Source organism: Variovorax terrae, assembly GCF_022809125.1.
In the GTDB taxonomy this organism is placed as follows: domain Bacteria; phylum Pseudomonadota; class Gammaproteobacteria; order Burkholderiales; family Burkholderiaceae_C; genus Variovorax_A; species Variovorax_A terrae.
This window is the reverse complement of record NZ_JALGBI010000001.1, coordinates 443,754-462,526: the sequence shown is the minus strand read 5'-3', so window position 1 is coordinate 462,526 and position 18,773 is coordinate 443,754. Positions and strand designations below refer to the sequence as shown.

Genomic DNA, 18,773 nt, shown 5'->3' with positions numbered 1-18,773 from the left:
GCGTGGGGCCATTTTTCATCGCGCCCCTCGCGCCTATGATCGCCCCATGCCCACTACCCACCTGCTCTACCTGCACGGCTTTCGCTCTTCCCCGCAATCGGCGAAGGCGCGGCAGATGGCCGCACGCGTGGCCGCCGGCCACCCCGGCGTCGCCTGGTGGTGCCCGCAGCTGCCGCCCTCGCCGCGCGAGGCCATGGCGCTGATCCTGGCCGGCATCGCGCCCTGGCCGAAAGCGTCGATGGCCGTCGTGGGTTCCTCGCTCGGCGGCTTCTACGCCACCCATGTGGCCGAGCAGACCGGCTGCCGGGCCGTGCTGCTCAACCCCGCAGTGCACCCGGCGCGCGATCTGGCACGCCACATCGGCGAGCAGACGGCCTGGCACGATCCGCAGCAGCATTTCTTCTTCGAGCCGCGCTTCGTGGACGAGCTGCGCGCACTCGAATGCGGGCCGCCAGCACAGCCCGAGAACTACTTCGCCGTGATCGCCAAGGGCGACGAACTGCTGGACTGGCGCGAGATGACGGGCCGCTATCCCGGCGCCCGCGTCAAGCTGCTTGAAGGCGGCGACCACGCCCTGAGCGATTTCGACGCCCATCTCGGCGGGATCCTGGCCTTTCTCGACCTCGCCTGAGCCGGGCTGCGCCGGCCCGCATGGGACAATCGCCCCATGTTTGCATTGTTTGAAGAAGCCGGCAAGTTTCTCGCCGGGCGCGTGCTGTCGGAGGCGGAATCGTCCGCCCAGGTCGAACTGGACAGCGGCAAGCGCGTGAAGGTGAAAGCCGCCAACATCCTGCTGAAGTTCGAGAAACCCGCCCCGGCCGAGCTGCTGGCCCAGGCCCAGGCCCTGAGCCAGACCATCGAGCTGGAACTGGCCTGGGAATTCGCGCCCGAAGACGAATTCGGCTTCGCCGACCTGGCGCGCGACTATTTCAACGACAAGGCCTCGCTCGAACAGCAGGCCGCCGCGCTGCTGCGCCTGTTCGAGGCGCCGCACTACTTCCGCCGCGCCGGCAAGGGGCGCTTTCGCAAGGCGCCGGCCGAGATCGTGCAGCAGGCGCTCGCCGCCATCGAGAAGAAGAAGCAGGTGCTGGCGCAGATCGCCGCCTGGGCCGAGGAACTGGGCCGCGGCAGCTGCCCGGCGCCGATCCGCGAGCAGCTCTACAAGATCCTGTTCAAGCCCGACAAGAACGCGCCCGAGTACAAGGCCGTGGTCGAGGCCAGCCGCGCCACGCAGACCGCGCCGCTGGAGCTGCTGCAGCAGGCCGGCGCCATCGACTCGGCCTACCAGTTCCACTGGAAGCGCTTCCTGTTCGACAACTTCCCCAAGGGCACGGGCTTCCCGCCGCTCGAAGCGCCGCTCATCAAGGACGAGCTGCCGCTGGCCGCCGTGCAGGCCTACTCGATCGACGATTCGCAGACCACCGAGATCGACGATGCGCTGTCGGTGCAGGGCCTGGGCAGCGGCAGCGTGGTGCTGGGCATCCACATCGCCGCGCCGGGGCTGGCGATCCAGCCCGCGGGCGCGATCGACCAGGTGGCGCGCCAGCGGCTGTCCACCGTCTACATGCCGGGCTACAAGATCACCATGCTGCCCGACGACGTGGTGCAGACCTACACGCTGCAGGAAGGGCGCGACTGCCCGGCCGTGTCGCTGTACGTCACGTTCGACGAGGCCTCGCTTGAGATCCGCGACACGCAGACCCGGCTCGAGCGCGTGCCGATCGCCGCCAACCTGCGCCACGACCAGCTCGACGCCGTGGTCACCGAGGCCTGGCTGCAAAACCCCGCGTTTGAGCATGAAAACGGCCCGATGTCCTTGCCGGTCGGTCGTGACGTGCTATCGTTTTTATACCGCCTTGCCCAGCAGCTGAAGGCGCGGCGCGAGGTGGTGCGCGGCAAGCCCGAGACCTTCAACCGGCCCGACTACAACTTCCGCCTCATCGGAAACGACGGCAGCGAACCCACCGGCAGCGAGCAGGTGCAGATCACCACGCGCCAGCGCGGCGCGCCGCTGGACCTGATCGTGTCCGAGGCCATGATCCTGGCCAACAGCACCTGGGGTAACTGGCTGGCCGAGTCCGGCGTGCCCGGCATCTACCGCAGCCAGGCCAGCCTGGCGCCCGGCGTCAAGGTGCGCATGGGCACCAAGGCGCTGCCGCACGCCGGCATCGGCGTGAAGAGCTACGCCTGGAGCACCTCGCCGCTGCGCCGCTACACCGACCTCGTGAACCAGTGGCAGATCATCGCCTGCGCGCGCCACGGCCGCACGGCGGCGCTGGCCGCGCCGTTCAAGCCCAAGGACGCCGAGCTGTTCTCCATCATCAGCGGCTTCGATGCCGCCTACAGCGCCTACAACGGCTACCAGGCCGGCATGGAGCGCTTCTGGACGCTCAAATACCTGGAGCAGCAGGGCATCACCGAGCTCACCGCCACGGTGTTCAAGGACCTGCCCGGCAGCGTGCTGGTGCGCGCGGACGAGTTGCCGCTGGTGCTGCCGGTGCTCGGCGCGCAGGGCCTGCCGCGCGGCGCGAAGCTGCGCGTGAAGCTCGGCGCCATCGATGAAATCACGCTCGACGTGAACGGCACCGTGCTCGAACGGCTGGACGCCGCGGCAGCCCCCGAGGCCGCCTCCGACGAGGAGGACGAGGGCGAGGAAGTGGCCGCCGGACCGATCGCGATCGCGGTGGATGTCAGCGAAAACGAGGCGGCTTCGGGCGATAATTCCTCCCCGTGAACCTGCGGTCCTTCAGCACACTCCAATGGGCGCTCGGCGCCTCTGTCGCATTCCATGCGGTGCTGCTGACCGTGCGCTTCGTCGACCCCGAGAGCTTCAACCGCGTGTTCCAGGACACGCCGCTCGAAGTGATCCTGGTCAACGCCCGTGCCAGCGAGCGCCCGGACAAGGCCCGCGCCATCGCCCAGTACGCGCTGGCCGGCGGCGGCGAGGCCGACAAGGGCCGCGCCACCACGCCGCTGCCGCCCTCGGCCCTGACCGAGATGGGCGATGCCACCGAAGACGCGCAGCGCAAGATCGAAGCCATGCAGGAGCAGCAGACGCTGCTGCTGGCACAGCTCAAGAAGCAGCTCGCCGCCCTGCCCCCGCCCGATCCGAAGCAGCCCAGCACCAACCTGGAGGCCGCCGCCCGCGAGGAAAAGCGCCGCCAGCTCATCAAGCTGCTGGCCGAGATCGAGCGCCGCATCAACGAGGAAAACGCGCGGCCCAAGAAGCGCTACATCAGCCCCGCCACGCGCGAGGAGGTGTACGCGGTGTACTACGACAGCCTGCGCCGCCGCATCGAGGATCGCGGCACCGAGAACTTCCCCGAGACCGCGGGCAAGAAGCTCTACGGCGAGCTCACCATGATCGTGACGGTCAACCACGACGGCCGCCTGCTCGCCACCGAGGTGGTCGAGACCTCGGGCAACCTCACGCTGGACCGGCGGGCCCAGGCCATCGCCCGCGGCGCCGGGCCGTTCGGCCGCTTCAGCGACGCGATGCGCCGCAAGGCCGACCAGATCGTGGTGGTGTCGCGCTTCAAGTTCACGCGCGACGAAACCCTGGAAACCAAACTCACCGCCCGCTGAACCCGGCGGCGCCGCACCCCATGGATCAATACTGCGTGATGGGCAACCCGGTGGAGCACAGCAAGTCGCCGTGGATCCACGCCCGCTTTGCCGAACTCACCGGCCAGTCGCTGCACTACGGCAAGCGGCTGGCGCCGCTCGATGGCTTCGCCGCCGCCGTGCAGGCCTTCCGTGCCGAAGGCGGCCGCGGCTGCAACGTCACCGTGCCCTTCAAGTTCGAGGCGGCCGCGCTGGCCAGCCACACCACGGAGCGCGCCCGCCTGGCGCAGGCCGTCAACACCCTGCGCTTCGAGGCCGACGGCGGCATCCAGGCCGACAACACCGATGGCGTGGGCCTGGTCAACGACATCACGCGCCACGCCGGCGTCGACCTTGCCGGGTGCGACCTGCTGCTGATCGGCGCGGGCGGCGCCGCGGCCGGCGTGCTGGGCCCGCTGCTCGGCGCCCGGCCGCGCAGCCTCACCCTCGCCAACCGCACGCAGGAGCGGGCCGATGTGCTGGCGGCGCGCCACGCCAGCCTCGCACTACTACAAAAAACAGAGCTGCAAACGTCCACCCTGCAAGGACTTCGGGGCCATTTCGATGTGATCATCAACGCCACGGCCAGCAGTTTGAACGGCGCCGCGATTCCGGTGCCCGCGAGCGTGCTCAAGCCCGGCGCGCTGGCGGTGGACATGATGTACGGCCCCGCCGCGCAGGGCTTCATGGCCTGGGCGCGCGAACATGGCGCCGTGCCGCGCGACGGCCTGGGCATGCTGGTGGAGCAGGCGGCCGAAGCCTTCCTGCTGTGGCGCGGCGTGCGTCCGCCCACGGCCGATCTGCTGGCCGAGATGCGCGCCACCTTCGGATGAAGCGGCCATGAAAGCCCTGCTGCGCTGGATCGGGCTCGTCGTGGTGGCGGCCGTGGCCCTGCAGCTGTTCTTCGTGGGCCGCATCGCCCTGATGCTGGTGGTCGACCCGCAGTCCACCACCTTCCAGCGCTCGGAAGCCTGGCGCCTCGCCACCGAGACCGGCCGCCTGCCCTGGCGCCAGCAATGGGTGCCCTATGCGCAGATTTCCGACAACCTCAAGCGCGCCGTGATCGCCTCGGAGGACGATAGCTTCGTCAACCACGACGGCGTGGACTGGGACGCCATCGAGAAGGCCTGGCAGAAGAACGCCAAGGCCGAGGAGCAGGCGGCGCGGCGCGCCCAGCTCGCGCGCTCCAGCACCCGGCCCACTGCGCGCGCGCCCAAGATCGTGGGCGGCTCCACCATCACCCAGCAGCTCGCCAAGAACCTGCTGCTGTCGGGCGAGCGCACGCTGCTGCGCAAGGGACAGGAGTTCGTGCTGACCCTGCTGCTCGAGCACCTGCTGGGCAAGCAGCGCATCCTCGAGATCTACCTCAACAGCGTGGAGTGGGGCGACGGCGTGTTCGGCGCCGAGGCGGCGGCCCAGCACTACTACCGCAAGCCCGCGGCGCGGCTCAGCGCCTACGAGGCCGCGCGGCTCGCGGTGATGCTGCCGCGCCCGAAATTCTTCGAGAAGCTGCCCAACTCGGCCTACCTGTCGAATCGCGCCTCGACCATCGTGGCGCGCATGGGCGACGCCGAGCTGCCCTGAGCGGGCCGGCGCAGCGGCGGCTGCCCGTATCATCACGCCATGCTTGCCAAGTTGATGAGCCTGTCCCTGCTGGGCCTGATCCGATTCCTCACCGGCGCCCAGGCCCGCTGGTACGGCTGCCCGCCCAAGGCCGAGCAGCGCATCTATTTCGCCAACCACCAGAGCCACGCCGACCTCGTCATGATCTGGGCCGCGCTGCCCGAGGAACTGCGCAGCATCACGCGGCCGATCGCGGCCAAGGACTACTGGACCCAGACCCCGTTCAAGCAGTGGATCACCACCGCGGTGTTCAACGCCATCTACGTGGACCGGGCACGCACGGGTGACCAAGACCCGCTGGAGCCGCTGATCGAGGCGCTCAACAACGGCGACTCGATCATCCTCTTCCCCGAGGGCACGCGCGGCAACGCCGAGGAGCCGCAGGCCTTCAAGGCCGGCCTGTACAACCTGGCCGAGAAGTTTCCCGGCGTGGTGCTGGTGCCGGCCTGGATCAACAACGTGCAGCGCGTGATGCCCAAGGGCGAGGTGGTGCCGGTGCCGATCCTCTGCTCCGTGACCTTCGGCGCCCCGCTGCGGGTGGAGCCCGGCGAGGAGCGCCGCGCCTTCCTGGACCGCGCGCGGCAGGCCGTCATCGCACTGAGAGACGTATGAGCATGCACCCCACCCCCCACGCCGCCACCGGCCGGCTGCGCGGCCCCGCCCGCGCCAAGGCGGCCCGCCGATGAACCAGTTCCTGCGCAGCCTGAGCGCGACCCAGCAGGTGGGCGCGCTCTTTCTCATCGTGTTCGGCCTGCTGGCCATCGTCAGCACGGTCGTGCTGATCCTCTCGCTGCGCGAGCGCGGCGACGATGCCGGGAGCGAGGCCCGGCGTCTCGAGCTGAGGAACTTCAACGGCCTGCTCAAGACCTCGTGGCTCATGGTGGTGGTGTTCTGGGTCGGCTGGGCCTCGGGCGAGCGCGTGGCGACGGTGCTGTTCGGCATCGTCTCGTTCTTCGCGTTGCGCGAGTTCATCACGCTGTCGCCCACGCGCCGGGGCGACCACCGCAGCCTGGTGCTGGCGTTCTTCGTGGTGCTGCCGATCCAGTTCTGGCTGGTGGGCACGGCGCATTTCGACCTGTTCACGGTGTTCATCCCGGTCTATGTGTTCCTGGCGATTCCCGTGGTCAGCGCCCTGGCCGACGATCCGCACCGCTTCCTGGAGCGCAATGCCAAGCTGCAATGGGGCATCATGGTCTGCATCTACGGCATGAGCCACGTGCCCGCGCTGCTGCTGCTGAAGTTTCCGGGCTACGCGGGCAAGAACGCCTTCCTGGTGTTCTTCCTGGTCTTCGTGGTGCAAAGCTGCATGATCGTGCAGCACCTGGCGAGCCGCCGCATGCAGCGCCCGCCCGTCGCGCCGAACGTCAGCAAAAGCTTCAACTGGAAGAGCTGGGCCATCGGCGTGGCCGTGGCCAGCTTCCTGGGCGGGCTGCTGGCGGGCATCACGCCGTTCAAGCCCGGCCAGGCGCTGGCGATGGCCCTCATCGCGTGCATCGCTGGCTCGATGGGCCACTTCGTGATGAAGGCCCTCAAGCGCGACCGCGGCATCACCAACTGGGGCGCCCAGGGCCAGTCGGTGACCGGCGCGGGCGGCCTGCTCGACCGGGTCGACGCCCTGTGTTTCGCCGCACCGGTGTTTTTCCACTCCGTTCGGTGGTATTTTGGCCTGTAGGTCCGCGCCCCACGGTTCTTTGTTGCTACAAATTTCATAGCACATGCGCATCCTCGGCATCGACCCCGGACTGCAGACCACCGGCTTCGGCGTGATCGACGCGGAAGGGCCGGCGCTGGCCTACGTGGCCAGCGGCACGATCAAGACCACGCACCTGCCCACCGGCGACCTGCCGGCGCGGCTCAAGGTGCTGTTCCAGGGCATTGGCGAGGTGGTGGCGCGCTACCAGCCCGAGATGGCGTCGGTCGAGATCGTGTTCGTCAACGTCAACCCGCAGGCCACGCTGCTGCTGGGCCAGGCCCGCGGCGCCTGCGTCACCGCGCTGGTGTCGTGCGACCTCGCGGTGGCCGAGTACACCGCGCTGCAGATGAAGAAGGCGATTGCCGGCTATGGCAAGGCCGGCAAGGCCGAGGTGCAGGAGATGGTCAAGCGCCTGCTCAAGCTGCCCGGCCTGCCCGGCCCGGACGCCGCCGACGCCCTGGGCCTGGCGATCACGCATGCGCATGTCGGGCAGGCCATGGGCCGGCTGGCCGCCGCCACCGGCCTGCAGCGCAAGAGCACGGGCATGTACCGCGACGGGCGCAGCCGCTGAGGGGCCAGGCCGCTCAGGCCAGCCGTTCGAGAATCAGCACGGCAAAGAAACAGAATGCCGCGATCAGCGTCCATTTGAGGACGACGAGGCCGAAGCGCTTGTAGCGCGGCTGGCCCGTGCCGGCGTAGAAGGCGAACGACACGGCCGCGGCGAACAGCAGCAGCATGATCGTCCAGCGGAACAGCAGCATGGCGAGAACGGAAAACGGGCCGCCGGCGCTACCAGGCGCGCGCCGGCCGGGCGAAACCCGCGGGGGCCTGCTTCTCGTCGTCGAAGGTCACGACTTCGTAGGCATCGGTGCGCGACAGCAGCTCGCGCAGCAGCTTGTTGTTGAGCGCGTGGCCGGAGCGGAAGGCGCTGTAGGCCGCCAGCAGCGGCTTGCCGATCAGATAGAGGTCGCCCATGGCGTCGAGGATCTTGTGCTTGACGAACTCGTCGTCGTAGCGCAGGCCGTCGCTGTTGAGCACCTTGTAGTCGTCCATCACGATGGCGTTGTCCAGCCCGCCGCCCAGGGCCAGGCCGTTGGCGCGCATCATCTCCAGGTCCTTGGTGAAGCCGAAGGTACGCGCGCGCGCGATGTCGCGCGTGTAGGAGCCCGAGCTCAGGTCGAACTCCACGCGCTGGCCGGTGGAGTCGACCACGCGGTGCGCGAAATCGATCTCGAAGCTGAGCTTGTAGCCGTGGTACGGATCGAGCCGGGCCCACTTGAGGTGGTCGCCCTGCCCCTCGCGCACCTCGACCGGCCGGGTCACGCGAATGAAGCGCCGGGGCGCCTTCTGCAGCTCGATGCCGGCGCTTTGCAGCAGGAACACGAACGACGCCGCCGAGCCGTCCAGGATCGGCACCTCCTCGGCGGTGATGTCCACGTAGAGGTTGTCGATGCCGAGCCCGGCGAATGCCGACATCAGGTGCTCGACCGTCTGCACCTTGGCGCCGCCCATCGAGATGGTGGAGGCCAGGCGCGTGTCGTTGACCGCCAGCGCCGAGATCGGAATGTCCACCGGCTCGGGCAGGTCCACGCGCCGGAACACGATGCCCGTGTCCGGCTGCGCGGGCCGCAGCGTGAGCTCCACCCGCTGGCCGCTGTGCAGGCCGACGCCGACGGCCTTGGTCAGGGATTTGAGGGTGCGTTGCTGGAGCATGCCCATGATTTTATTCGGGAGAGCGCTGTCTGCAGCGCTCAGCTAGATGGATTCTGGCTATCCACACCATTGCCGCCCCAAGGGCCCGCGCAGCGCGGCCCGTTCGCGGCCACCGCGGAACCGGCTATGCCGGGCCGCTGGTGGCGCCCCCTCGAGGGGGAAGCGGCCGCAGGCCGCTTCGGGGGTGGTCGATCAATCCGCCTGCTTGCGCAGGAAGGCCGGGATCTCGAAGTCGTCCATGCCGCCCGAGGCCAGCGCGTCGACCTTGGCCGCCGCCTGGGTGCGGTTGGTGCGCCACACGCTGGGCACGGCCATGCCGTTGTAGTCGGGCTGGGCCATGCCGCCCCCCATCGCCGCCGCGCCGGGACCGCCGACGGTCGCGTTGACGGTCGGCACATGGAACGGCACGTTGTCGGTGCCGGTGCGCAGCACCTGCAGCGGCGGCGCGGTGCGGCGCGCGCCCTGGCGCGACAGGCCGGTGGCCACCACGGTCACGCGGATCTCGTCGCCGAGGTCGTCGTCGTAGGCCGTGCCGTAGATCACATGCGCGTCGGGCGAGGCATAGGCGCGGATGGTGTTCATCGCGAGCTTGGACTCGCTGAGCTTCAGCGAACCCTTGGCCGCGGTGATCAGCACCAGCACGCCCTTGGCGCCCGACAGGTCGATGCCTTCGAGCAGCGGGCAGGCCACGGCCTGCTCGGCAGCGATGCGCGCGCGGTCCGGGCCGGCCGCCACGGCCGTGCCCATCATGGCCTTGCCGGGTTCGCCCATCACGGTGCGCACGTCCTCGAAGTCGACGTTCACATGGCCGGGCACGTTGATGATCTCGGCGATGCCGCCCACGGCGTTCTTGAGCACGTCGTTGGCATGGGCGAAGGCCTCGTCCTGGGTGATGTCGTCGCCCAGCACCTCGAGCAGCTTCTCGTTGAGCACCACGATCAGCGAATCGACGTTGGCCTCGAGCTCGGCCAGGCCGTTGTCGGCATTGGTCATGCGGCGGCCGCCTTCCCAGTCGAACGGCTTGGTGACCACGCCCACGGTGAGGATGCCCATCTCCTTGGCGATGCGCGCGATCACCGGTGCGGCGCCGGTGCCGGTGCCGCCGCCCATGCCGGCGGTGATGAACAGCATGTGCGCGCCGTCGATGGCCTCGCGGATGTCGTCCGCCGCCGCTTCCGCCGCGTCGCGGCCCTTGTCGGGCTTGCTGCCGGCGCCCAGGCCGCTCTGGCCGAGCTGGATGGTCTTGTGCGAGGAGCTGCGGGCCAGGGCCTGCGCGTCGGTGTTGGCGCAGATGAATTCCACACCCTGCACATGGCGCTCGATCATGTGCCCGACCGCGTTGCCGCCGCCGCCGCCCACGCCGATCACCTTGATCTGGGTGCCCAAATTGAATTCCTCTACTTCAATCATTTCGATGCTCATGTTCTTACTCCTGATTTTTCCTGAATAGTGCAGTTGCCATGTAATTGCGTTGGGGTGCGTCATGAACGTTCATGACGGCGGATCGGTGCACCGCCATCGCCAGTGAGGGCTGCCGCGCGCGAGCCAGAGTTTGTGTTTCATGGTCAGAAGTTCCCCACGAACCAGTCCTTGACGCGGCCCATGGCGGTTTTCATGGAGCCGTTCTTCTGCGCCACCTTGAAACCGCGCAGGCGCGCCAGGCGCGCCTCCTCGAGCAGGCCCATCACGGTGGCCGCGCGCGGCTGGGCCACCATGTCCGACAGCGCGCTCGCATACTTCGGGATGCCGCGGCGCACCGGCTTGAGGAAGATGTCCTCGCCCAGCTCCACCATGCCCGGCATCACGGCGCTGCCGCCAGTGAGCACGATGCCCGAGGACAGCACTTCCTCGTAGCCCGATTCGCGCACCACCTGCTGCACCAGCGAGAAGATCTCCTCGATGCGCGGTTCGATCACGCCGGCCAGCGCCTGCTTGCTCAGCATGCGCGGGCCGCGGTCGCCCAGGCCCGGCACTTCCACCTGCTGCTCGGGGTCGGCCAGCAGCTGCTTGGCGTAGCCGGCCTCGACCTTGATGTCCTCGGCGTCCTTGGTAGGCGTGCGCAGCGCCATCGCGATGTCGCTGGTGATCAGGTCGCCCGCGATCGGGATCACGGCCGTATGGCGGATCGCGCCGTTGGTGAAGATCGCCACGTCGGTGGTGCCGGCGCCGATGTCCACCAGCGCCACGCCGAGCTCGCGCTCGTCCTCGGTCAGAACCGCCAGGCTCGAGGCCAGCGGGTTGAGCATGAGCTGGTCCACGTCGAGGCCGCAGCGGCGCACGCACTTGATGATGTTCTCGGCCGCACTCTGCGCGCCGGTGACGATGTGCACCTTGGCCTCCAGGCGGATGCCGCTCATGCCGATCGGCTCCTTGACGTCCTGGCCGTCGATCACGAACTCCTGCGGCTCCACCAGCAGCAAACGCTGGTCGGTCGAGATGTTGATGGCCTTGGCGGTCTCCACCACGCGCGCCACGTCGGCCTGCGTGACCTCGCGGTCCTTCACCGCCACCATGCCGCTGGAGTTGATGCCGCGGATGTGGCTGCCGGTGATGCCGGTGTAGACGCGCGTGATCTTGCAGTCGGCCATCAGCTCGGCCTCCTTGAGCGCCTGCTGGATGCTCTGCACCGTGGCGTCGATGTTGACCACCACGCCGCGCTTCAAGCCATTGCTCGGCGCGATGCCCAGCCCCGCGAGCTTGAGCTCGCCGCCGGGCAGCACCTCGGCCACCACCACCATCACCTTGGCGGTCCCGATATCCAGCCCGACGACCAGGTCCTTGTACTCTTTTGCCATATATGCACCTGTTGTGTCTTGGGTTCCCGCTACTTCTTGCGGGCGTCCGCGCCCACCGTGGTCACGCCGCGCAAGCGCAGCGCGTAACCATCGGCGTGGCGCAGATCGGCCGCTTCCAGCGAGTCCGCCTTCCGTCCATACTTCGAAACTACCTGCGTCAGCGTGTGCGTGAAACGCTGCACACGCGCCGCCACTTCTCCGGGCGAGCCGCGGCCGAGCTCGATCGCCGCGCCGCTGTCGAGCTGCACGCGCCAGCCGCCGCGCCCGGACAGGTCGAGCTCTTCCACCGTGGCGTCGAGTGGCGCAAACAGCGGCTTGAGCACGCGGTACATCGCCAGCACCTGGGCCGCCTGGCCATCGGGGCCGCTCAGGTGCGGCAGTTCGTCCGCCTCCACCTCGTCCACGTTGGCCTCGAACACCTCGCCGAAACTGTTGACCAGCCGGGACTCGCCGTCCGCCCCCCAATAGGCCACGGGCTGATGCTCCTGCAGCGTCACGTCCAGGCGGTTGGGGAACTCACGCCGCACCACCGCATGGCGCACCCAGGGCACGGACTCGAAGATGGCGCGCACCTGCGCCAGGTCCGCCGTGAAGAAATTGCCCGCCAGCCTAGGCGCTACGTTGGCGCGCAGGGTGACGGCGTTGTTGTGGGCCACCTCGCCCTGCACCGTGATGCCGCCGATGGCGAACACCGGGTTGCGCAGCGCCCACCACACCACCGCCGCCAACGCCATGGCGACGCAGGCCAGGAACAGGGTCGTGGCGACCATGTTCATGAGCTTGACGTCGAACGGCGCGGGCAGCGTCTGGGTCATGCAGGCGCTCCAGGAAGCAGGCGGTGGTCGAGCGAGGCCGACAGCAGCACCCTCACGCACAGCTCCTCATAGCTGATGCCGGCCGCACGGGCCGACATCGGCACCAGCGAGTGGCTGGTCATGCCGGGCGAGGTATTCATCTCCAGCAGGAAGGGCTTGCGGTCGCTGGCGCGGATCATCAGGTCGGCGCGGCCCCAGCCGCGGCAGCCCAGCGAGCGGTAGGACGCCAGCACGATGCGCTGGATCTCGCGCTCCTCGGCCTCGGGCAGGCCGCTCGGGCACTGGTATTTCACGTCGTCGGTGAAGTACTTGTTCTGGTAGTCGTAGGCGCCCTCGGGCGCCAGGATGCGGATCACCGGCAGCGCATGGGCGCTCGCGCCTTCGCCCAGCACCGGGCAGGTCACTTCCTCGCCCTCGATGAACTCCTCGCACAGCACGTCGGGGTCGTAGCGCGCCGACAGCTGCACCGCGTCCTGCATCTGCGAGTAACCCATGACCTTGGTCACGCCGATCGAGGAGCCCTCGCGCGGCGGTTTGACGATCAACGGCAGGCCCAGCTCGTCGGGCACGGTGCGCACGCGCACGCGCTCCTGCTGGTCCGGCGCCAGCCACACGTACTTCGGCGTGGGCAGGCCCTCGGCGCTCCACACGCGCTTGGTCATCACCTTGTCCATGGCCACGCTGGAGGCCATGACGCCCGAGCCGGTGTAGGGAATGCCGAGCAGCTCCAGCGCGCCCTGCACCGTGCCGTCCTCGCCGTGGCGGCCGTGCAGCGCGATGAAGCAGCGCTCGAAGCCTTCCTTGCGCAGCTCGCCGAGGTCGCGCAGCGAAGGGTCGAACGCATGGGCGTCGATGCCGCGCGAGCGCAGTGCCTGCAGCACGCCCTGGCCCGACATCAGCGACACCTCGCGCTCGGCCGAGGCGCCGCCCATGAGCACGGCCACTTTCCCGATTTTTGAATCAAACTGGCTCATAGTCCTTGCCCCTTGGGCATTTCACGCTCCGTTTTCTGTAGCATCTCGATGACTTTCGCGGGCACGGCGCCGATCGAGCCCGCGCCCATGCACATCACCACGTCGCCATCGCGCGCGTTGTCCGCGATGGCCTGCGGCATGTCGGCAATGTCGTCCACGAACACCGGCTCGACCTTGCCCGCCACGCGCAGCGCGCGCGTCAGCGAGCGGCCGTCGGCCGCCACGATGGGCGCTTCGCCGGCGGCATAGACCTCGGCCAGCAGCACGCCGTCCGCGCCCTGGCCGATGACCTTGACGAAATCCTCGAAGCAGTCGCGCGTGCGGGTGTAGCGGTGGGGCTGGAACGCCAGCACCAGGCGCCGCCCCGGAAAGGCACCGCGCGCGGCGGCCAGCGTGGCCGCCATCTCGACCGGGTGGTGGCCATAGTCCTCGATCAGCGTGAACGTGCCGCCGCCGTTGGCAGGCGCCACCGGCACCTCGCCATAGCGCTGGAAGCGCCGGCCCACGCCCTTGAACTCCGCCAGGGCCTTCTGCACCGCCGCATCGGGCAGGTTCAGCTCCGCCGCCACCGCGATCACCGACAGCGCGTTGAGCACGTTGTGCTCGCCCGCGAGGTTGAGCACGATGTCCAGGTCGGGCAGCGTGACGCCGTTGCGCCGCTGCACGGTGAAGTGCATCTGGCCGGCCTGCGCACGCACGTTGATGGCGCGCACCTGCGCGTCCTCGCCGAAGCCGTAGCTGGTGACCGGGCAGGACACCTGCGGCACGATCTCGCGCACGGCCGCGTCGTCGGTGCACAGGATGGCCACGCCGTAGAACGGCATGCGGTGCAGGAAGTCGACGAAGGCGCCCTTCAGGCGGCCGAAGTCGTGCCCGTAGGTTTCCATGTGGTCGGCATCGATGTTGGTCACGACCGCCATCACGGGCAGCAGGTTCAGGAACGAGGCGTCGGACTCGTCGGCCTCGACCACGATGTAGTCGCCCGTGCCGAGCTTGGCGTTGGCGCCGGCGCTGTTGAGCCGGCCGCCGATCACGAAGGTCGGGTCCAGCCCGGCTTCGGCCAGCACGCTGGCCACCAGGCTGGTGGTGGTGGTCTTGCCATGCGTGCCCGCGATCGCGATGCCCTGCTTCAGGCGCATCAGCTCGGCCAGCATCAGCGCGCGCGGCACCACGGGGATCTTCTTCTCGCGCGCCGCGATCACCTCCGGATTGTCGGGCTGCACCGCGGTGGAGGTGACCACCGCATCGGCGCCTTCCACATGGGCCGCGTCGTGGCCCACGAAGGTCCGGATGCCCAGCGCGGCCAGGCGGCGCAGCGTGGCGCTGTCGGACAGGTCGGAGCCCGAGATGGTGTAGCCCAGGTTCAACAGCACCTCGGCGATGCCGGACATGCCGGAGCCGCCGACCCCGACGAAATGGATGTGCTTGATGGCATGCTTCATGCTGCCAGCTCCTCGCAAGCGGCCACGACTTCGGCCGTGGCATCGGTTTTTCGCATCCGGTGGGCCGCCTCGGCGCATTGCAGCAGCTCGGAGCGCTCCGTGGCCTGCAACATGACGGCCAGGCTCTCGGGCGTCAGGTCCCGCTGCGGCACCAGCCAGCCGCCGCCCGCATCGACCAGGAACCGGGCGTTCGTGGTCTGGTGGTCGTCCACCGCGGACGGGAACGGCACGAACAGCGCGGCCGCGCCCACGGCGGCAATCTCCGTCACGGTGCTGGCGCCGGCGCGGCAGATCACCAGATCGGCTTCGGCGAAGGCCTGGGCCGTGTCGTCGATGAAGGGCGTGAGCTCGGCCTGCACGCCCGCGGCCGCGTAGTTGGCGCGCAGTTCGTCGATCTGTTTGGCGCCGCTCTGGTGCAGTGCCGCGGGTCGCTGCGCCGGCGGAATCAGCGCCAGCGCCTTCGGCACGATCTCGTTGAGCGCCCGGGCGCCCAGGCTGCCGCCGACCACCAGCAGCTTGAGCGGGCCGCTGCGGCCGGCAAAGCGCTCGGCAGGGCCGGGCTGCTGCAGGAAGGCCGCGCGCATCGGGTTGCCGACCCAGCGCGCCTTCTTCAGCACCTCGGGGAAGGCGCTGAACACGCGGTCGGCCACGCCCGCCAGCACCTTGTTGGCCATGCCGGCCACCGAATTCTGCTCGTGCAGCACCAGCGGCCGGCCCAGCAGCACGCTCATCATGCCGGCCGGGAAGGTGATGTAGCCACCCAGGCCCACCACCACGTCGGGCTTGACGCGGCGCACCGCCTGGAGGCTCTGCCAGAAGGCCTTGAGCAGGCGCAGCGGCAGCAGCACCAGCGTGCTCAAGCCCTTGCCGCGCACGCCCGAGAAGGCGATGGTCTCGAAGGCGAAGCCGCGCGGAGGCACGATGCGGCTTTCCATGCTGTCGGGCCCGCCCAGCCAGTGCACGCGCCAGCCGCGCTCGCGCAGGGCCTCGGCCACGGCCAGGCCGGGGAAGATGTGCCCCCCCGTGCCGCCCGCCATGACCAGAGCGCAGCGTTGCGTCATGTCCTGCGCCCTCCCTGCATGAGCAGCCGGTTTTCATAGTCGATGCGCAGCACCAGCGCGATCGCCACCAGGTTCATCAGGATGGCCGAGCCGCCATAGCTCATGAGCGGCAGCGTCAGGCCCTTGGTCGGCAGCGCGCCGAGGTTCACGCCCATGTTGATGAAGGCCTGGAAGCCGACCCAGATCCCCACGCCCTGCGCCACCAACCCCGCGAACACGCGGTCCAGCGCGATCGCCTGGCGACCGATGTGCATGATGCGGCGCGTGAGCCAGAGGAACAGGCCGATCACGCACAGCACGCCGATCAGGCCGAACTCCTCGCCGATCACGGCCAGCAGGAAGTCGGTGTGCGCCTCGGGCAGCCAATGCAGTTTTTCCACGCTGCCGCCCAGGCCGACGCCGAAGATTTCGCCGCGGCCGATCGCGATCAGCGAATGCGAGAGCTGGTAGCCCTTGCCCAGGGCATGCTTCTCGCTCCAGGGGTCGAGGTAGGCGAAGATGCGCTCGCGCCGCCAGTCCGACAGCATCACCATCAGGCCGAAGGCCACCACCATGACAGTGGCGATCAGGAAGAACATGCGCGCGTTGACGCCGCCCAGGAACAGGATGCCCATGGCGATCACCGCGATCACCATGAAGGCGCCCATGTCGGGTTCGGCCAGCAGCAGCAGGCCGACCACGGCCACGGCCACCGCCATCGGCAGCACGGCGCGGAAGAAGCGCTCCTTCACGTCCATCTTGCGCACCATGTAGTCGGCCGCGTACAGCAGCACCGCAAGCTTGGCCAGCTCGGACGGCTGGAAGCCCATGAACCCGAGCGAGATCCAGCGGCGCGCGCCATTCACCACGCTACCCACATGCGGGATCAGCACCGCGATCAGCAGGATCAGCGAGGCCACGAACAGCCAGGGCGCGATCTTTTCCCAGGTGGACAGCGGCACCTGGAAGGCGATCAGCGAGACCACGAACGCCACGGCCAGCGAGATCAGGTGCCGCGTCAGGAAATAGGTGTGCGCATAGCGGGCGAACCGCGGGTTGTCGGGCATCGCGATCGAGGCGGAATACACCATCACGAGGCCCCAGGCCAGCAGCGCCACCGTGACCCAGAGCAGCGCCTGGTCGAAGCCGGCCACCTGCCGCGGCGCCGCGGTGGTGCGCGTGAATTCGGTGCCGCCCACGCGCACCGGCAGGGCATCGGCGGCCGCACGCGGCAAGCCGCTGAACCAGCCGGTAAGGCGATCGACCAGGCTGCCGCTCATACCGCCTCCTCCGGCCCGCCGCTCAGCGCCAGCGCGCCGCCGCCCTGGGCCAGTTCATCCACCGCCTCGCGGAAGACGCGGGCCCGGTGCTCGTAGTTGTCGAACATGTCGAAGCTCGCGCAGGCCGGCGACATCAGCACCGCATCGCCCGCACCGGCCTGCTGCGTGGCCAGCGCCACGGCCTGCTCCATGGAAGCGGCATCGAGCAGCGGCACGCCGGTCGATTCCAGCGCGGCCCGGATCTGCGGCCCGTCGCGCCCGATCAGCACCGCCGCGCGCGCATGGCGCGCCACCGGCGCGGCCAGCGGCGAGAAATCCTGGCCCTTGCCGTCACCACCCAGGATCACCACCACGCGGCGCTCGGCGCCCAGGCCCTGCAGCGCGGCCACCGTGGCGCCCACGTTCGTGCCCTTGCTGTCGTCGAAATACTCGATCCCGTCGACGATGGCCACGGGCTCGACGCGGTGCGGCTCGCCCCGGTACTCGCGCAGCCCGTAGAGCATGGGCGCCAGGCTGCAGCCCGCCGCACTGGCCAGCGCCAGCGCAGCCAGCGCGTTGACGGCGTTGTGGCGGCCACGGATGCGCAGCGCGTCGGCCGGCATCAGGCGTTGGATATGCAGCTCTTCTTCATCGCCCTTGCGCTTCTTGCGCGTCTCGTCCGCCTCCAGGGCGCGCACCAGCCAGGCCATGCCGTTGATCAGCTCCAGCCCGAAGTCGCCCGGCCGCTGCGGCATGTCGCCACCGAAGGTGACGTGGGTGCGCACCAGGGGGCGCTGCAGCCGGACCCGCACCGGCTCGGGCAGCATGGCCATCACCATCGGGTCTTCGCGGTTCAGGATCATCAGCCCTTGCTGGCCGAAGACGCGCGCCTTGGCGGCTGCATAGGCCTGCAGGCTGCCATGCCAGTCCAGGTGGTCCTGGCTGATGTTGAGCACCACCGCGGCGCTGGGCTCGAACCCACGCGCCCCGTCGAGCTGGAAGCTCGAGAGTTCGAGCACCCAGACCTGGGGCAGCACGAGGCTGACCTTCGGCTCCTCGGGCGGGGGCAGCACGACCGGGGGCTCTTCGTCGGGCTCGGGCGGCTCGTCCTGCGCCTCGAATTTGGCCTCCGGTGCTTCTTCAGCGTCACTGAGGTCCCTGGGATGTACATCCTCGACGCCGGGCTCGTCGGCCACGGGCGTGCTGGCCTCTGCCGGGCCCGCCGCGGGCGGTTCTGTGGGTGCGTCCTGTATGTCTTCCGGATCTTCTTGAATCTCGGCCTGCGCGGCGGCGTGGGCCTGCTGCTCGTCCAGCTTTGCAGCCAAGGTATCGAGCAGGGTCGGGCCGATGTTGCCCGCCACCGCCACGCTCTTGCCGGCACGCTCGACCAGTTGCCCCGTGAGCGACGTGACCGTGGTCTTGCCATTGGTGCCCGTGATGGCCAGCACCTGCGGTGCGTAGCCGAGGTCGGTCCTGAGTTCGCGCAGGGCCTGGGCGAACAGGCTCAGCTCGTTGCCCGTCCACAGCCCCATCGCGGCGGCGGCGTCCACGACCGGTGCCACGGCCGCCGGCGGCAGGCCCGGGCTCGTGAACACGGCGCGCACGTCGGTGCCCTCGACCAGCGCGGCGGCGAACGGTCCGGCGGCGAACACCGCCTGCGGCGCCTCGCGGCACAGGCTCTCGAGCTGCGGCGGGTGCTCCCGCGTGTCGGCGACGGTCACGCGCGCACCGAAGCGCGCGCACCAGCGTGCCATGGCGAGCCCGGACGCGCCGAGGCCCAGGATCAGAACGTGAAGGTCCTTGAGCTGGTTCACCG

Annotated in this window: 18 protein-coding genes; 8 read left to right on the top strand and 10 right to left on the bottom strand. The window is 69.3% G+C overall.

The window, feature by feature from the left end; all coding sequences use genetic code 11:
- Positions 1-46 precede the first annotated feature (46 nt).
- From MMF98_RS02095 to ruvC, 8 genes are all read left to right on the top strand, one after another.
- Complete coding sequence (locus tag MMF98_RS02095; protein ID WP_243303844.1) at positions 47-631, top strand: YqiA/YcfP family alpha/beta fold hydrolase; 585 nt, start codon at positions 47-49, stop codon at positions 629-631.
- A gap of 36 nt (positions 632-667) precedes the next feature.
- Positions 668-2,734, top strand: a complete 2,067-nt coding sequence (locus MMF98_RS02090) for a ribonuclease catalytic domain-containing protein (RefSeq protein WP_243303842.1) — start codon at positions 668-670, stop codon at positions 2,732-2,734.
- Between the two features lie 2 nt (positions 2,735-2,736).
- The gene (locus MMF98_RS02085; RefSeq protein ID WP_243307261.1) at positions 2,737-3,585 is read left to right on the top strand and encodes an energy transducer TonB; all 849 of its coding nucleotides are present in this window, start codon (positions 2,737-2,739) and stop codon (positions 3,583-3,585) included.
- Between the two features lie 20 nt (positions 3,586-3,605).
- Entirely contained in the window at positions 3,606-4,436 is an 831-nt protein-coding gene (gene aroE, locus MMF98_RS02080; protein ID WP_243303839.1) for a shikimate dehydrogenase, read from the top strand.
- Positions 4,437-4,443: 7 nt separating this feature from the next.
- Positions 4,444-5,187: a transglycosylase domain-containing protein gene (locus tag MMF98_RS02075; protein ID WP_243303836.1), complete on the top strand. Its 744-nt coding sequence runs from the start codon at positions 4,444-4,446 to the stop codon at positions 5,185-5,187.
- 39 nt (positions 5,188-5,226) lie between these two features.
- Entirely contained in the window at positions 5,227-5,838 is a 612-nt protein-coding gene (locus tag MMF98_RS02070) for a lysophospholipid acyltransferase family protein (RefSeq protein ID WP_243303834.1), read from the top strand.
- Between the two features lie 70 nt (positions 5,839-5,908).
- Positions 5,909-6,898 carry a phosphatidate cytidylyltransferase gene (locus tag MMF98_RS02065; protein ID WP_243303832.1) on the top strand — a complete coding sequence of 330 codons (990 nt, stop codon included), beginning with the start codon at positions 5,909-5,911 and terminating at the stop codon, positions 6,896-6,898.
- Between the two features lie 43 nt (positions 6,899-6,941).
- Entirely contained in the window at positions 6,942-7,490 is a 549-nt protein-coding gene (ruvC, locus tag MMF98_RS02060; protein ID WP_243303830.1) for a crossover junction endodeoxyribonuclease RuvC, read from the top strand.
- A gap of 13 nt (positions 7,491-7,503) precedes the next feature.
- Here the strand turns inward: ruvC and MMF98_RS02055 are convergent, their stop codons facing one another.
- From MMF98_RS02055 to murD, 10 genes are all read right to left on the bottom strand, one after another.
- Entirely contained in the window at positions 7,504-7,680 is a 177-nt protein-coding gene (locus tag MMF98_RS02055) for a hypothetical protein (RefSeq protein WP_243303829.1), read from the bottom strand.
- Positions 7,681-7,708: 28 nt separating this feature from the next.
- Positions 7,709-8,632 (bottom strand): UDP-3-O-acyl-N-acetylglucosamine deacetylase, encoded by a 924-nt coding sequence (gene lpxC, locus MMF98_RS02050; protein ID WP_243303827.1) that lies wholly within the window; start codon positions 8,630-8,632, stop codon positions 7,709-7,711.
- Between the two features lie 192 nt (positions 8,633-8,824).
- Positions 8,825-10,054: a cell division protein FtsZ gene (ftsZ, locus tag MMF98_RS02045; RefSeq protein ID WP_243303826.1), complete on the bottom strand. Its 1,230-nt coding sequence runs from the start codon at positions 10,052-10,054 to the stop codon at positions 8,825-8,827.
- Between the two features lie 143 nt (positions 10,055-10,197).
- Complete coding sequence (gene ftsA, locus MMF98_RS02040; RefSeq protein ID WP_243303824.1) at positions 10,198-11,427, bottom strand: cell division protein FtsA; 1,230 nt, start codon at positions 11,425-11,427, stop codon at positions 10,198-10,200.
- 29 nt (positions 11,428-11,456) lie between these two features.
- Positions 11,457-12,242, bottom strand: a complete 786-nt coding sequence (locus MMF98_RS02035; RefSeq protein WP_243303822.1) for a cell division protein FtsQ/DivIB — start codon at positions 12,240-12,242, stop codon at positions 11,457-11,459.
- A complete protein-coding gene (locus tag MMF98_RS02030) occupies positions 12,239-13,216 on the bottom strand; it encodes a D-alanine--D-alanine ligase (RefSeq protein WP_243303821.1) in 978 nt (325 codons plus the stop codon). The genes MMF98_RS02035 and MMF98_RS02030 overlap by 4 nt, the downstream gene beginning before the upstream one ends.
- A complete protein-coding gene (gene murC / locus MMF98_RS02025) occupies positions 13,213-14,658 on the bottom strand; it encodes a UDP-N-acetylmuramate--L-alanine ligase (RefSeq protein WP_243303819.1) in 1,446 nt (481 codons plus the stop codon). Before murC ends, MMF98_RS02030 begins: the two co-directional genes overlap by 4 nt.
- Positions 14,655-15,719 (bottom strand): undecaprenyldiphospho-muramoylpentapeptide beta-N-acetylglucosaminyltransferase, encoded by a 1,065-nt coding sequence (gene murG / locus MMF98_RS02020; protein WP_243303817.1) that lies wholly within the window; start codon positions 15,717-15,719, stop codon positions 14,655-14,657. Before murG ends, murC begins: the two co-directional genes overlap by 4 nt.
- On the bottom strand, positions 15,716-16,978 hold the full coding sequence (ftsW, locus tag MMF98_RS02015) for a putative lipid II flippase FtsW (protein ID WP_243303814.1): 1,263 nt from the start codon (positions 16,976-16,978) through the stop codon (positions 15,716-15,718). Before ftsW ends, murG begins: the two co-directional genes overlap by 4 nt.
- Positions 16,975-18,771 carry a UDP-N-acetylmuramoyl-L-alanine--D-glutamate ligase gene (gene murD / locus MMF98_RS02010; protein WP_243303812.1) on the bottom strand — a complete coding sequence of 599 codons (1,797 nt, stop codon included), beginning with the start codon at positions 18,769-18,771 and terminating at the stop codon, positions 16,975-16,977. The genes ftsW and murD overlap by 4 nt, the downstream gene beginning before the upstream one ends.
- Positions 18,772-18,773 lie beyond the last annotated feature (2 nt).

Bases quoted from the DNA above. Each gene is read 5' to 3' on its own strand.
- murC (WP_243303819.1), bottom strand. From the start codon at position 14,658: ATGAAGCATGCCATCAAGCACATCCATTTCGTCGGGGTCGGCGGCTCC.
- MMF98_RS02065 (WP_243303832.1), top strand. From the start codon at position 5,909: ATGAACCAGTTCCTGCGCAGCCTGAGCGCGACCCAGCAGGTGGGCGCG.
- lpxC (WP_243303827.1), bottom strand. From the start codon at position 8,632: ATGCTCCAGCAACGCACCCTCAAATCCCTGACCAAGGCCGTCGGCGTC.
- ftsW (WP_243303814.1), bottom strand. From the start codon at position 16,978: ATGAGCGGCAGCCTGGTCGATCGCCTTACCGGCTGGTTCAGCGGCTTG.
- ftsZ (WP_243303826.1), bottom strand. From the start codon at position 10,054: ATGAGCATCGAAATGATTGAAGTAGAGGAATTCAATTTGGGCACCCAG.
- murG (WP_243303817.1), bottom strand. From the start codon at position 15,719: ATGACGCAACGCTGCGCTCTGGTCATGGCGGGCGGCACGGGGGGGCAC.
- MMF98_RS02035 (WP_243303822.1), bottom strand. From the start codon at position 12,242: ATGACCCAGACGCTGCCCGCGCCGTTCGACGTCAAGCTCATGAACATG.
- MMF98_RS02030 (WP_243303821.1), bottom strand. From the start codon at position 13,216: ATGAGCCAGTTTGATTCAAAAATCGGGAAAGTGGCCGTGCTCATGGGC.
- ruvC (WP_243303830.1), top strand. From the start codon at position 6,942: ATGCGCATCCTCGGCATCGACCCCGGACTGCAGACCACCGGCTTCGGC.
- MMF98_RS02055 (WP_243303829.1), bottom strand. From the start codon at position 7,680: ATGCTGCTGTTCCGCTGGACGATCATGCTGCTGCTGTTCGCCGCGGCC.
- MMF98_RS02095 (WP_243303844.1), top strand. From the start codon at position 47: ATGCCCACTACCCACCTGCTCTACCTGCACGGCTTTCGCTCTTCCCCG.
- MMF98_RS02090 (WP_243303842.1), top strand. From the start codon at position 668: ATGTTTGCATTGTTTGAAGAAGCCGGCAAGTTTCTCGCCGGGCGCGTG.
- aroE (WP_243303839.1), top strand. From the start codon at position 3,606: ATGGATCAATACTGCGTGATGGGCAACCCGGTGGAGCACAGCAAGTCG.
- MMF98_RS02075 (WP_243303836.1), top strand. From the start codon at position 4,444: ATGAAAGCCCTGCTGCGCTGGATCGGGCTCGTCGTGGTGGCGGCCGTG.
- ftsA (WP_243303824.1), bottom strand. From the start codon at position 11,427: ATGGCAAAAGAGTACAAGGACCTGGTCGTCGGGCTGGATATCGGGACC.
- MMF98_RS02070 (WP_243303834.1), top strand. From the start codon at position 5,227: ATGCTTGCCAAGTTGATGAGCCTGTCCCTGCTGGGCCTGATCCGATTC.